The organism is Bifidobacterium sp. B4142, assembly GCF_026537325.1.
Lineage (GTDB): Bacteria > Actinomycetota > Actinomycetes > Actinomycetales > Bifidobacteriaceae > Bombiscardovia.
The window spans coordinates 125,456-139,092 of the sequence record NZ_JAFNMJ010000002.1; the positions used below are offsets into that span (position 1 = coordinate 125,456).

The window sequence follows — 13,637 nt, forward strand, 5'->3', positions numbered from 1 at the left end:
GCAATGGCAGGCAGAACAGCCACCATCACCCGCCAGACCAGTGAATCCAAGGTGAGTCTGAGTCTGGACCTGGATGGCACCGGAGTGACCGACATCGACACCTCAGTTCCCTTCTATGACCATATGATGACGGCCTTGGGCAGGCATTCCCTGATTGACCTGACCATCAAGGCCAGCGGGGACACACAGATCGACGTCCACCACACCGTCGAAGATGTGGCCATCGTCTTTGGCGAGGCCCTGGCCCAAGCTTTGGGGGACAAGCGGGGCATCAAGCGTTTCGCTGACGCCACTGTTCCCCTGGACGAGGCTCTGGCCCGAGCCGTGGTCGACATTTCCGGCAGGCCCTATGCGGTCTGCGCCGGCGAACCGGAAGGGTTCGAGTACGCCATGATCGGCGGGCACTTCACCGGCTCCCTGGTAAGGCACGTCATGGAGTCCATCGCCCTGCACGCCGGCATCTGCCTGCACCTGATCCTTTTGTCGGGCAGGGATCCGCACCACATTGCCGAGGCTGAGTTCAAGGCCCTGGCCAGGGCCTTGCGCTTTGCTGTGGAGCCTGATCCCAGGGTGAAGGGCATCCCCAGCACCAAGGGGTCGCTATGAGCGCTGATGAACACGATAACAAGGACGGCAAGGATCAGGACCTGCCGGATTCCGGCCATCATCTGAGCGAGGAGGAGGTCGAGCGGGCCCTGGCCAGCTTTGAGGCCGAGTTCAATGAGGGCCAGGATCAAGCGGATCAACCTGTTGAACGGTCTGCATCAGGCGTGGATGACGAGGCTGGTTCGGATTCTGCGCCCACTGACGAATCGTCGGTGGAACCAGATGGGACTGATGGTGTTGCTGCCGATTTCGATCAGGAACTGGAAGGTCTGATCGGCAACCGGGCCAAGGCCGCCGTCATGGTGACCCGTCTGGCTTCGGCAGAGCTTCTGGCGGCCTTCTGCCAAATCTCCGATATCTCGGCCTGGTGCATTCAGGCCCGTGAGGGTGCCGTGGCCGTCCTGAGAAACCTGGACGGTGACGGACCCGAGGCAGCCATCCGCGATCTGACTACCGTCGTATCCGGGCTCAGCGCCATCCTGGCGGTCAACAGGGCCGACAAGCTCGAAGTGACCCTCTGGATCAGCGGACAGTCGGGGCAGACGCTTGCGCCGCCCATTCTCTTTGCCGCCACCGCCGACTTCGTGGAGGACCTGATGATCGGGACCACTACGGTGGACAGGCTGCGCCAGGATGGGGCCACCATCTTCGACTCGGGGGAGTACAACCGCGAGAAGGCCATGGGCATCATCGCTTCGCACACCAGGTTCGGGGCCGGAGGATCGACCCGCCAGGGTCGCGTCGAGTAATCGTTGAGACCAAAGACCTGCTAGGAGGAACATGACCAGGATACAGGTGCTTGACTATGGGTTCGGCAATGTCAGATCCATGGTGCATGCCCTCTCCCAGCTGGGGGTAGATGCCCAAATCAGCGCCGACCAAGACCTGGCCATGAAGGCCGACGGCCTGGTCATTCCCGGCGTGGGGGCTTACGGGGCCTGCATGGCGGGGTTACGCGCCGTCGGCGGCGATCGGATCATCCTGGACCGCCTGACCCAGGGTCTACCGGTTCTAGGGGTCTGCATAGGTCTTCAGATCATGTTCCAGTTCGGGGACGAGGATGGCCGCAGCGAACCCGGAATGGGCCTGATCCCCGGTCGGGTGACCAAGCTGGATGCTGATGTCGTGCCCCATATGGGCTGGGATCATGTCCAGGCACCTCAGGGAACACAACTGCTGGCGGGGGTTCAGGATCAGCGTTTCTACTTCGTCCACTCCTATGCAGCTATGGCGGTGCAGGGGGATGACCGGGCCGGCGAGACACAGCACGACCTGGCCCTACGAGTTTCGGCGTTGAATGAACAAAGCGGCAGCCAGCCGGAGTCAGGCAAGACCTCACAGGGCGTCACTTTTGGTGAACCGCTGGTTACCTGGGCCACCTATGGGCGCAGCAGGTTCGTGGCTGCCTATGAGTGCGGTCCCTTGAGCGCCACTCAGTTCCATCCGGAAAAGTCCGGTCAGGCCGGGGCACGGTTGCTGACCAATTGGGTGCGGACCCTTCCCGGGGCTTCCGGACTCCCCTCCGAGAAAGGTGAATGAAGATGCTGACGCTGCTACCCGCTGTCGATATCCGCGACGGAAAGGCGGTCCGTCTCAGGCAAGGGGTCTCCGGCTCCGAGAAGGTCTACGGCGAGCCTGCCGATGCAGCCAAGGCCTGGGTCGACCAGGGTGCCGAGTGGCTCCACCTGGTCGACCTGGATGCGGCTTTCGGTACCGGAGAAAACCGTGACAAGTTGGCCGCCCTGGTCAACCAGCTGGGCGATCGCGTCAAGGTGGAGCTCAGCGGCGGCATCCGCGACGACGCCAGCTTGAAGGCCGCCCTGGATGCCGGTGCCACCCGGGTCAACATCGGCACGGCGGCCCTGGAGGATCCGGAGTGGACCAGCCAGGTCCTGGCTCGCTACGGACAGAAAGTCTGCGTGGGTTTGGACGTGCGTGGACACACCCTGGCCGCCCGGGGCTGGACCAGACAGGGCGGAGATCTCTTCGAGGCCATGGAACGATTGGACCGGGACGGGTGCAGCCGGTACGTGGTCACCGACGTGACCTGCGATGGGATGATGACCGGCCCCAACCTGGATCTGCTGGGCCAGGTGGCTGACCGGACTCCGGCCAAGGTGACCGCTTCCGGGGGCATCTCCAGTCTGGATGACCTGAGTCACATCCTGGACCTGGTCGATCGGGGCGTGGACAGCGCTATTCTGGGCAAGTCCCTTTATGAAGGGGCCTTCACCCTGGAGCAGGCGCTGGACCTGGTCTCGGGGCATTGTTAACGCTATAAGCAAGTCTGCGAAATATAGGAATGGGAGCATAAGCTCTATGGATAAACAAGAGGAGTTCGCGCTGCGCACTGTCGAGGAGCGCGATGTCCGGTTCATTCGCCTCTGGTTCACCGACGTCTTGGGAACCCTGAAGTCGGTGGCCATAGCGCCTACCGAGCTGGAGGTGGCCTTCGAGGAGGGACTGGGCTTTGACGGCTCGGCCATCGAGGGCATGACCAGGGTCTCCGAGGACGACATGATCGTCAAGCCCGACCCATCCACCTTCCAGATACTTCCCTGGAGGGGAGGGCCGCAGGGCACAGCGCGAATCTTCTGCGACGTGCTCACCCCGGACGGCGAGCCCAGCAGCGGGGATCCCCGGCACGTGCTCAAGCGGGCCTTGGCCAAGGCCAAGGAGAAGGGCTTCATCTTCTACACGCATCCGGAGATTGAGTTCTACCTGTTTGAAAACCAGGATGACTGGTCCCAGACCCCGACCCCTATCGACGAGGGCGGCTACTTCGACCACGTGCCCCGCAGCCCGGGGATGGACTTCCGCCGGGCCTGCGTCAACATGCTGGAGCAGATGGGCATCTCGGTGGAATACTCCCACCACGAAGCCGGACCGGGTCAGAATGAGATCGACCTGCGCTATGCTGACGCCCTGACCACCTCCGACAACATCATGACCTTCAGGACCGTAGTCAAGGAGATCTCCCTGGAGCGGGGGATTTACGCCAGCTTCATGCCCAAGCCCTTCACCGACCAGCCGGGCTCGGGCATGCACACCCATCTGAGCCTGTTCGAGGGCGACGCCAACGCCTTCTACGAGGTGGGCCAGGAGTTCAACATGTCCCAGACGGCCCGGCAGTTTGCAGCCGGCATCCTGGCCCATGCGGCTGAGATCTGCGCGGTGACCGACCAGTACGTCAACTCATACAAGCGGCTCTGGGGCGGGGCCGAGGCGCCCAGCTACGTCTGCTGGGGGCACAACAACCGGTCCGCCCTCCTGCGCATACCCCAGTACAAGCCCGGTAAGGGCAACTCGGCCAGGATGGAGTTCCGCGGGCTGGATCCAGGGGCCAACCCCTACCTGGCATACTCGGTGCTGCTGGCTGCCGGCCTGGACGGGATCGAGCAGAAGATGACCCTGGGCGAGCCCACCAGCGACGACGTCTGGGAGCTGACCGACGCTGAGCGTCAGGCCTTGGGCATCGAACCCCTGCCTGACAGCCTGGACGCGGCGCTGAAGGTCATGGAGAAGTCGGACTTCGTGGCCCAGGTGCTGGGCGAGCAGACCTTCGAGTATTTCCTGCGCAACAAGCATCGGGAGTGGGCCGGGTACAGCCGGCAGGTCACCCCCTACGAGCTGGCCTACTACCTGCCTAGGCTTTGAAACCGGGGCTCACTGGTCCGATCGGCCGAACCAATTGTTGTAGATGATGACGAAGTTGCGGTTGCCGTAGCTGGAGCAGCGGTCGCCTTCGCCGTCGCCTGCCTGTAGCGCTGCCTCGTTGGGTTGGTAGGGCGTATAGATGTAGAGCAGGGCAGTGGCATCATTTTCGATGTAGACTTTGCCGCTGCCACAGGATACATCGGGGCTGAAGCGTACATCGTTCAGAGCCTTGGTCTGGTAGGCATACTGGTTCCGATGGGCCTGGTAGTAGCGGAATCGGTGGGCAGCCCCGTAGACCTGATTGAAGAATCCGGCATAGCGGGTGTCACAGTCTGCATCATCTGGGCAGGAAAGGCCCATGGCCGACCGAAGCTGGACCTGGGTGGGGGGATGATTGGTGGCCACTAGATGCTGCTCCTTTTCCAGCATGGTCAGGAGGACCTTCTGGCTGATTCCACAGGAGCGGGCGGCCCCGTCGATGATCTGAGCCGCGCTCTGTTTCTTGCCGCCCTTGTAGGCATCACATAGACCGTCACCGGGACGGTCGGGAACATCCATCTGCAGGCTGCGCAGGCAGGTGGATCCGTTGCATGAGGCCTCGTGTTTGTTTAAAAAGGCCTGGACGTCGTCGGCGTTCATGTCCACGGTGTCATGGAAACGGTGATCGGTGATGATTTTGCCTGGATTGAAAACGTATTCCTGGGACAGCTCCTCCTGGTGGCGGATGACGCGGCCTACCATCAGCCGGTAGGAGACGAAGCGGACAGCCAGGATGCATAGGGCGACCACCAGGACTACGGCCATCAGGGCGGCCCCCAAGGTCTGCGCGCGGCGGAGGCTCGTCCCTCCGCGTTTGGTGCCGCCCTTACGTGATCGTCCCGATGGTCTTTTGCTCATGGCTTTCCTTCCAGCACCTTCCTGATTCGTTGCAGACTGACAGGGATTGCTGTCCCCAACTCCTGGGCCCAGATGGAGACGAAGTACTCCTCCATCATCCAACGTCCCCTTCGTGCACGGTCCATGGCCTGGTCTCTTCCGGGACCGGCGGGCAGAGCCTGGGCCGTCTTGGCCGCCTGGCCCACCAGATCCTGGGCGGTCTGTGCCTGCCATGCCCATCGTACGTCACGGTCCTTGTCCCTACGGGCCTTGTCCAGGCGCATCAGGTCCGCCTTCAGGTATGTGCGCAGGCGGGGAAGGGCATAGGGCGGGTCGGCGCCGATGAAGCCCTTGGCCACCAGGCTGGCCGAGTGCTGGCGTATCCACTGCAGGACGGAGAGCAGGGGCAAATCGGCCGGGCCAGACACGGCCTTGTCCACCTGGGCCGAAGTCTCCAGAATGGCAACCACATCCTTGGCCACCTGATACACAGTGTCCTCGTAGACCTGGCTGACGCCGGCCACAGCCTCCTGCAGGGTCTGATCGTCGGTGATGGTCTCGGTGTGGGGGATCAGTCGCTTGACAGCGGCCATCTGCAGGTCTTCGGCAAGGGCAGAGGTGTCCGGGTAGGGGGCCGAAGCCAATATCAGGGCTTCCCGGCTCAGCCAGCGTGAGGAGATCCGCTGGGCAGGCAGGTGGAGCTTGTCCAGGGCGACCTGCCAGATCAGTTCCTCGCGCGGTTTGGTGGTGGCGCCGGACTGGTGGAGGAGGTCGGCGCTCTTGACCACCTGGCCCTGTTGGGCGGCCTTGCTGGCCTGGGAGTCCACCCGTGACCGGGCCGACTGTCGGGCCTGTCCAGCCAGGTTTCGCTGCAGATCGGTCAAGGACTTGGACCGGCCCAGGACCTTGGGGTGGCCGTGGCGCCGTTTCTCCTCCACCTGGAAGGTGGGCCGCAGGTAGTCGGGCAGTCGTTCCAGCCTGGCCTGGGTGAAGACCTCCGGGTGTAGCTGGGCTCCGAGAGTATCAATGGCCGCCGCTGTGAAGACCTGCTCGAAGTCCGGCCAGCCCCCGGTGGGGATGGCTCCTGCACCATTTTCGTCTCCGTCCGCATGCTGGTCTGCCGACCCGTAGGTGGCCTGCTCTGCCGACGCAGGATCGGCACCGGGCAGCAGGGGATAGTGGCCGTCTATCCAGGAGCGGATGGTCCGGGCGGCGTCAGGGGCGGGAACGAACTGGACCCGGAGGGCCTTGGGCAGGGACTTGATGGTGGCTGTGATCAGGTCGTCCAGGAGGCCGGGCACAGTCCAGCTGAACTGTCCTGGCGTCAGCTGGTTCAGGCAGTGCAGGGGGATGTGGACTGTGATGCCGTCGTCAGGCTCTCCCGGCTGGTAGCGATAGGTCAGGGGCAGATCCATGGGCCGGCCGTCGGTGCCCAGGGTGTGCCAGTGGTCGGGGTAGTCTCCGGGTCGATAGGAGGCGGACTGGTCGTTCAGGCGCTCCACCTTGTCAGGGTCGAAGTCCAACAGGTGCGGGTCCGCATCGTGGTGCTTCCGCCACCAAGAGCCCAGTGCGGCCAGGGAGGTGGCCTCCTGGGGAATGCGTTCCTGGTAGAAATCGTAAAGGTCCTCTTCGGTGACGGTGCCGGTCACTTGGCGGGTTCGGCTGGTCCGCTCGCCAGCCTCGCTGAGCACCTGCCGGTTGGCCTGGATGAAGCCGTCATGGGGGAAGCGCTCGCGCACGTCGCCCTGCACTAGGCCCTGGCGTATCAGCATATCCCGAGCCTGGCCCGGGTTGATCCGTGCCCATTGGACGGTCCGGTCGCGCACGATGGGCAGACCATAGAGCAGGACCTTGGAGGTCGCCACCGCGGCACCACGGGAGGCCGACCAGTGGGGTTCGGCGTAGGTGGTTCTGGTCAGGGACTTGGCCAGGGGCTCGGCCCAGGCCGGATCGATGGCCGCGCAGCAGCGAGCCCAGAGCCGGGAGGTCTCCACCAGCTCAGCAGCCATAATCCAGGGCGGATTGGCCTTGGAGAGTGCAGAACCTGGGAAGATGGCGAAATGTGTGCCGCGCGCACCCTGATAGTCGTTCTTGGCCTGCCGGCGTGCCCGCTTCATAGCCTTGGCCCGGGCCGCGCCATGCAGGCCGGCGAAATCGGAGGCCTTGGGTTCGTGAACCACCTGCATGCCCATGCTGGAGAGCAGGCCAGCCAGCATGGAACGGTGGATGCCCTGGTCGTCCCAGGAGCAGACCAGGGCGTGTGCTGCCTGCTGTCCAATAGGCAGGTCCAGCAGGGTCTGGTCCGGTCCCTTGACAGGTACTGGGGAACCCACTTTCATGTGCAGGCCTCGGCACATCTGGGCCAGCTGCCGGTAGAGGTCATGCCACTGCCGCATGCGCAGGAAGGCCATGTACTCCTGCTTGCAGGCCTTGCGCAGGGTCCCGTTGGAGGGCTCCTTGTCCTGCGGGAAAAATCGGTTCCAGATGTTCAGGGCCGTCAGGAAGTCGCTGGAGGGGTCCTCGTAGCGGGCGTGGATCCGGTCGGCCTCCTCGCGCTTCTCCTCCGGGCGCTCGCGAGGGTCCTGCAGGGAGAGGAAGGCCACGACCACCAGAACAGCGGCCAGGGTGTCCGGGGTGGCGTCCTGACCGGCCTGCAGGATCATTCTGCCCAGGCGGATGTCGATGGGGATTCTGGCCAGCCGCCGTCCCAGATTGGTCAGACGGATGAGGCCCTGCTGCCGGGATATGGCCTGCAGCTCGGTCAGTTTGCGTAGACCGTCGCTGACCGCACGGGTGTCGGGCGGATCGATGAAGCCGAAGTCGGTGACGTCCTCGGCCGTATGGGCCACACCTACCGAGAGCATGTGCAGGATGACCGACCCCAGGGATGTGCGCAGGATCTCCGGGTCGGTGAACTTGGGACGGGCGTCGTAGTCGTCCTTGGCATACAGGCGGATGGCGATGCCGTCGGCCACACGTCCGCAGCGGCCTGCACGCTGATCGGCCGAGGCCTGGGAGATGGGCTCGATGGGCAGCCGCTGGACCTTGGCCGACTTGGAATAGCGGCTGATTCTGGCCAGTCCGGGGTCCACCACGTATCGGATGCCCGGCACCGTCAGGGAGGTTTCGGCCACATTGGTGGCGATGACGATGCGCTGATGGCCGTGGTGTTCGAAGACCCGGTGCTGCTCCTTGGCGGACAGGCGGGCGAAGAGGGGGATGATCTCCAGGGCATCCGGGCGACGCATGTCGGAAGTCCGCGGGCCGAAGTAGCGCCGCATGGCAGTCTCGTACTCCCGGGTGTCGCGCTCGCCGGCGGCGAAGACCAGGATGTCCCTGGGGCCGTCGACATGGGTGGAGTGGATGACCAGTTCAGCGCAGGCCCGGGCCACCGCCTTGGGTATGTCCGGCTCCTCCCTGTCCTGGCCCTCCTCCTCGGAGTCGAACCCGGGGACATGCCGCATCAGGGCAGGGGCCGATCCGGCAGGCTCGTAGAGGGTCTGGACCGGATAAGTGCGGCCGGAGACCTCCAGCACGGGCACCTGGGTGTGCAGGGCCTTGGCGAAGTGGTCCCGGAACTTGACCGAATCGATGGTGGCCGAGGTGATGATCAGTTTAAGATCGGGCCGTTTGGGCAGCAGGGCGGTCAGATACCCCAGCAGAAAGTCGATGTTGAGGCTGCGCTCGTGGGCCTCGTCGATGATGATGGTGTCGTAGGCCCGCAGTTGCGGATCGCCCTGGATCTGCGCCAGGAGGATGCCGTCGGTGACCACTCGCAGGCGGGTGCTTCGGCTGGACTTGTCGGTGAAACGTACCTGGTAGCCGATCTGGTCGCCCAGCCTGGTGCCCGTCTCCGAGGCGATACGCTCGGCCACGGTTCTGGCGGCGATCCTCCTGGGCTGGGTGTGCACAATCTGGCGGCCGTGGTCGCCACGGCCCATTTCCAGGAGGATCTTGGGGATCTGGGTCGTCTTGCCCGAGCCGGTCTGTCCCGAGACGATGACCACCTGGGAGGACTGCACGGCATGGACGATGTCCTCCTTGGCCGCGCTGATGGGCAGCTCGGCTGGATACTCGAACCTCATGCCCGGCCCACCTCGATGACCCGGTAGCCCTTGGCTGAGGCGTATTTCTCCGCCGTCCAGCCGGAGCCCAGGGTGTCAGCCAGCCAGGGAATCAGGGAGTCGGCACCCAGGTTGCGCTGGACCACCAGATAGGCACGGCCCTGGGGCTTTAGCCTGGGTAGGTAGGTCATCAGTATGTCGTGCAGGGCCGCCTTGCCCACCCGGATGGGCGGATTGGACCAGATCAGGTCGAAGTGCAGATCGTCCGGCACCTGTTCCGGGGTTAGGGTGCGCACCCTGTCAAGACCCTGGGTTTGTGCGTTGCGGGCGGTAAGGTCCAGGGCTCGCAGGTTGGTGTCCACAGCGTAGACGTCAGCCTTGGGCGACTGCATGGCCATGCTCAGGGCTATGGGCCCCCAGCCGCAGCCCAGATCCAGAAAATCGCCCTCGGCCGGAGGCTGGGGGACGCGTTTGAGCAGGACCGAAGTCCCCAGGTCAAGCCTTCCTGACGAGAAGACCCCGTGGGAGACCTCCACCTGGCAGGTACGGCCGGCCAGCTCCACCTGGATGGTCCGCCGCTGGTCGGGGGAGGCCGGACGGGCCACGAAGTACTGTTCGCCTCCGTCCGTCCCGGTCCTGGAGGATTGTCCCCGGCTGCTGCCATGGTCCCTGTGCGTCATGTCCATCCTGTCCGTCTTCGAATCCTGCCCGTCCCTCGGGCACTCACTGATGTCTGCTAAGAAGATGATAATAAAGACTGTGTCATGATTCCGCCTATACCGGATTCGTTCCCTAGTTCATAAACCAGTGCAGAGGTGCCTTTGACCCAAGAACAACCGACCCAAGAGCTTGGCCCAACAATTGTCGATGCCCACCAGGACCCGCTCGCCCACAAGTCCGAGGTGCTGACCGGCAGCGAGGGGCAGGTCGGGCAGGACCAGGATCAGGAGTGGCAGGAGCGCAGCCGGCGCAACGCCTTCCGCCATGTCGAGGGGCTGGGCGAGCTCCAGGACGTGACCGAGGTGGAGTATCGGAAGGTTCGTCTGGAGCGGGTGGTCCTGGTCGGCGTCTGGTCGGGTTCGCGCACCACGGTCGGTCAGGCCGAGGAGTCCCTGCGCGAGCTGGCCGCCCTGGCACGGACTGCCGGGGCTCAGGTGCTTGATGGACTGCTCCAGCAGCGGGTCAAGCCCGATCCGGCCACCTACCTGGGTTCAGGCAAGGCGCGGGAGCTGGCGGATATCGTGGCCCGGCTGGGCGCCGACACCATCATCACCGATGACGACCTTCATCCCTCCCAGCGACGGGCCCTGGAGGATGTCACCAAGGTCAAGGTGGTCGACAGGACGGCCCTGATCCTGGACATCTTCGCCCAGCACGCCACCAGCCGCGAGGGCAAGGCCCAGGTGGAGCTGGCCCAGCTGGAGTACATGCTGCCTAGGCTGCGCGGCTGGGGCGGATCCCTCTCCCGGCAGGCTGGCGGCCAGGCTGCCGGGCAGGCCGGCGGCATAGGCTCCCGAGGCCCTGGTGAGACCAAGATCGAGACCGACCGACGGGTCATCAGACGACGGATTTCCCGGTTGAAGCGTCAGATCGCCCAGATGGCCCCCTCGCGTCAGGTCAAGCGTGGATCCCGGCGGCGCTACCAGCTGCCGGCAGTGGCCGTGGTGGGGTACACCAATGCCGGCAAGTCTTCGCTGACCAACCGGCTGACCGGGTCCGAGGAACTGGTGGAGAACGCCCTCTTCGCCACCCTGGATACGGCCGTCAGGCGCACCAAGGCGGCGGACGGTCGGCTCTACGTCTACGTGGACACGGTCGGGTTCGTCCGCCGTCTGCCTACTCAGCTGGTCGAAGCTTTCAAATCCACCCTGGAGGAAGTGGGTCAGTCCGACCTGATTCTGCACGTCGTGGACGGCTCCCACCCCGATCCTTTTGGGCAGATCAGGGCTGTGGATGCCGTGCTGGCAGACATCCCCGGCGCTGAGTCCATCCCCCGTCTGCTGGTTTTCAACAAGGTGGATCTGATCGATCAGGATGCCCGGCAGCGGCTCGCCAACCTTGAGCCTGATGCCTTTTTGGTCTCGGCCAGGCAGGGTCAGGGCCTTGAGTCCCTGCGCAGACGAGTGGAGGAGCTGCTGCCCGCCCCCGCCGTGCATGTCGAGGCCATCCTGCCCTACACCAGTGGCTCCCTGCTGGAACAGGTGCGGCAGTTGGGACGGGTGAATTCGTTGGAATACCGGGCCGATGGGGTTGTGCTGAGCGCTGATGTGGACGACCGGCTGGCGGCTGCCGTGCTTGACCAGGCCATCGACGAGAAGCCCTTGCAGGCTTCAACGGGTGACACGCCAGCAACCGGGTTGGGCTCCTAAGGGGCAGGTGCACGCCAGGTCACCTATGCTGGGTAAACTACGTATGTTGTCAGCGGCAAACCCGTTTCCCGGGTTCCGATAAGAGAGGTCCATAAAACTATGGCGGAATCATCAATCAAGCCAACCAAGCTAGCGATCGTAGGAGCCGGAGCCGTGGGGTCGACCCTGGCCTTCTCGGCGGCCCAGCGCGGTGTGGCTCGGGAGATCGTCCTTGAGGATATCAACGCCCAGCGTGTTGAGGCCGAGGTCCGCGACATGCAGCACGGATCCAGCTTCTACCCCACAGTCACCATCGACGGCTCGGACGATCCGCAGATCTGCGCCGATGCCGACATGGTGGTCATCACTGCCGGAGCCAGGCAGAAGCCGGGGCAGACTCGGCTTGACCTGGCCGGCGCCACCATCAACATGATGAAGTCCATCATCCCTCAGATGGTCGAGGTGGCCCCCAATGCCATCTTCCTGCTGATTACCAACCCCGTCGACATCGTGACCAGGGTTTCCCTGGAGCTGTCCGGGCTGCCGGTCAACCAGATGTTCGGTTCGGGCACCAACCTGGACTCCGCCCGCCTGCGCTACCTGATCGGCCAGCAGACCGGCGTCAACGTAAAGAACGTCCATGCCTACATTGCCGGTGAGCACGGCGACTCCGAGGTCCCCCTCTGGAGTTCGGCCACCATCGGCGGCGTGCCCATGTGCGACTGGATGGAGCTGCCTGGCCATGAGCCCCTGGACGCGGCCAAGCGCGAGGAGATCCACCAGGAGGTGAAGAACGCGGCCTACCAGATTATCGAGGGCAAGGGGGCGACCAACTTCGCCATCGCCATGTCCGGCGTGGACATCATCGAGTCCATACTGAACGGCACTGACCGAATCCTGCCGGTCAGCTCTCTGCTGGAGGACTTCCACGGGATCTCCGACGTGTGCATGTCAGTGCCCAGCGTGCTCAACCGTGATGGGGTCAACACCCACATCAACACCCCTCTGAGCGACGGCGAGCTGGCCGCTCTGAAGCGTTCCGCCGAGACCCTCAAGGAGACGGCAAGCAAGTTCGGTTTCTGAGTATTTCTCAGAAGACTCTTGCCTTATGACCCCTGGTGACATACTTTGGTGACTGATGAATCGGGGTATGCATGAGCGCTCATGAAGGTGATGTCCGGGGTGGCGGATCCGCCCATCGTCGACAGTTGCTGATGACCCTGGCGCTGACGGGATCGGTCTTCGTGGCTGAAGTTGTCGGCGCCGTGGTCACCCGTAGCCTGGCTCTGCTGGTAGATGCCGGGCACATGATGACCGACATGGCTGTGCTGATCGCCTCCACGGTCACTGCCGTGTTGATGGAGCGTCGCCCCACGAACCGACGTACCTGGGGCTGGTCCCGTCTGGAGGTCATCACGGCGGCTGGCGGTGCTCTGGTTCTGCTGGCTGTGGGCATCTACGCCATTGTGGAGGCCGTCTTGCGACTCTGGTCACCTGGGCGGGATCAGGTCCATCAGCAGGGGCTGCTGCTCTTCTTCGGCATTTTGGGCCTGGCTGCCAACGTAGGGTCAATTTTTGTCCTGGCCTCAGGGCATAAGGACAACCTGAACATGCGTGCCGCTTTTCTCGAAGTGGTCAACGACGCATTGGGCTCGGTGGCGGTTCTGATATCAGCTGTGGTTATGATGATCACCGGTTGGGCCGGGTTCGATGCCGTGGCGGGAGCCCTGATCGCCCTGCTGATGATTCCCCGCGCAATCAAGCTCCTGGCCTGCAGCGTCTCCGTGCTTCTTGAGGAAACCCCGCCGGAGCTCGACATGGCCAAGGTCAGGAAGCACCTGGAGGGAGTGCCTGGCGTACTTGAGGTTCATGATCTGCATGCCAGCAGCGTTTCCACTGGTCTGCCGCAGCTGACGGCACATGTGGTAGTGCGTCAGGGCACGACGGCTGTCGAAAACGAACGTATTCTGACCAGCATGCAACGCTGTCTGCGCGATCATTTCCCGGTCTCGGTCGAACACACGACCTTTCAGATAGAACCGCAGGGCCACCGGAACAGCAGCGGCGAGCATTTGGATATGTAACC

11 protein-coding genes are annotated in these 13,637 nt (G+C 63.8%); 8 read left to right on the forward strand and 3 right to left on the reverse strand.

The window, feature by feature from the left end:
• Nucleotides 1–3: 3 nt before the first annotated feature.
• The 5 genes from hisB to glnA are packed head-to-tail and all read left to right on the forward strand — an operon-like array spanning nt 4 to nt 4,263.
• A complete protein-coding gene (gene hisB, locus J3U06_RS05010) occupies nt 4–606 on the forward strand; it encodes an imidazoleglycerol-phosphate dehydratase HisB (protein WP_267400695.1) in 603 nt (200 codons plus the stop codon).
• Nucleotides 603–1,355, forward strand: coding sequence for a hypothetical protein (locus tag J3U06_RS05015; RefSeq protein WP_267400693.1), 753 nt, complete (start codon nt 603–605; stop codon nt 1,353–1,355). The genes hisB and J3U06_RS05015 overlap by 4 nt, the downstream gene beginning before the upstream one ends.
• Nucleotides 1,356–1,386: 31 nt before the next feature.
• Complete coding sequence (hisH, locus tag J3U06_RS05020; RefSeq protein WP_267400691.1) at nt 1,387–2,145, forward strand: imidazole glycerol phosphate synthase subunit HisH; 759 nt, start codon at nt 1,387–1,389, stop codon at nt 2,143–2,145.
• A gap of 2 nt (nt 2,146–2,147) precedes the next feature.
• A complete protein-coding gene (gene priA, locus J3U06_RS05025; protein WP_267444498.1) occupies nt 2,148–2,879 on the forward strand; it encodes a bifunctional 1-(5-phosphoribosyl)-5-((5-phosphoribosylamino)methylideneamino)imidazole-4-carboxamide isomerase/phosphoribosylanthranilate isomerase PriA in 732 nt (243 codons plus the stop codon).
• Between the two features lie 46 nt (nt 2,880–2,925).
• Nucleotides 2,926–4,263: a type I glutamate--ammonia ligase gene (gene glnA / locus J3U06_RS05030; protein WP_267400686.1), complete on the forward strand. Its 1,338-nt coding sequence runs from the start codon at nt 2,926–2,928 to the stop codon at nt 4,261–4,263.
• 9 nt (nt 4,264–4,272) lie between these two features.
• Here glnA and J3U06_RS05035 read toward each other — a convergent pair whose 3' ends face one another.
• Genes J3U06_RS05035 through J3U06_RS05045 form a run of 3 tightly spaced genes read right to left on the reverse strand, consistent with a single transcriptional unit; the run spans nt 4,273 to nt 9,883 of the window.
• Nucleotides 4,273–5,160, reverse strand: coding sequence for a hemagglutinin (locus J3U06_RS05035; RefSeq protein WP_267400684.1), 888 nt, complete (start codon nt 5,158–5,160; stop codon nt 4,273–4,275).
• A complete protein-coding gene (gene hrpA / locus J3U06_RS05040) occupies nt 5,157–9,224 on the reverse strand; it encodes an ATP-dependent RNA helicase HrpA (protein ID WP_267444499.1) in 4,068 nt (1,355 codons plus the stop codon). The genes J3U06_RS05035 and hrpA overlap by 4 nt, the downstream gene beginning before the upstream one ends.
• A complete protein-coding gene (locus tag J3U06_RS05045) occupies nt 9,221–9,883 on the reverse strand; it encodes a class I SAM-dependent methyltransferase (RefSeq protein WP_267431334.1) in 663 nt (220 codons plus the stop codon). The genes hrpA and J3U06_RS05045 overlap by 4 nt, the downstream gene beginning before the upstream one ends.
• A 222-nt stretch (nt 9,884–10,105) precedes the next feature.
• On the opposite strand from J3U06_RS05045, the gene hflX reads away from it, so the two are divergent.
• The 3 genes from hflX to J3U06_RS05060 all read left to right on the forward strand — a co-directional run bounded on the left by hflX (nt 10,106) and on the right by J3U06_RS05060 (nt 13,635).
• On the forward strand, nt 10,106–11,572 hold the full coding sequence (hflX, locus tag J3U06_RS05050) for a GTPase HflX (RefSeq protein ID WP_267444618.1): 1,467 nt from the start codon (nt 10,106–10,108) through the stop codon (nt 11,570–11,572).
• A 99-nt stretch (nt 11,573–11,671) separates the two neighbouring features.
• Complete coding sequence (locus J3U06_RS05055; protein WP_024627229.1) at nt 11,672–12,634, forward strand: L-lactate dehydrogenase; 963 nt, start codon at nt 11,672–11,674, stop codon at nt 12,632–12,634.
• Nucleotides 12,635–12,705: 71 nt separating this feature from the next.
• Complete coding sequence (locus J3U06_RS05060; protein ID WP_267444500.1) at nt 12,706–13,635, forward strand: cation diffusion facilitator family transporter; 930 nt, start codon at nt 12,706–12,708, stop codon at nt 13,633–13,635.
• Nucleotides 13,636–13,637: the final 2 nt, after the last annotated feature.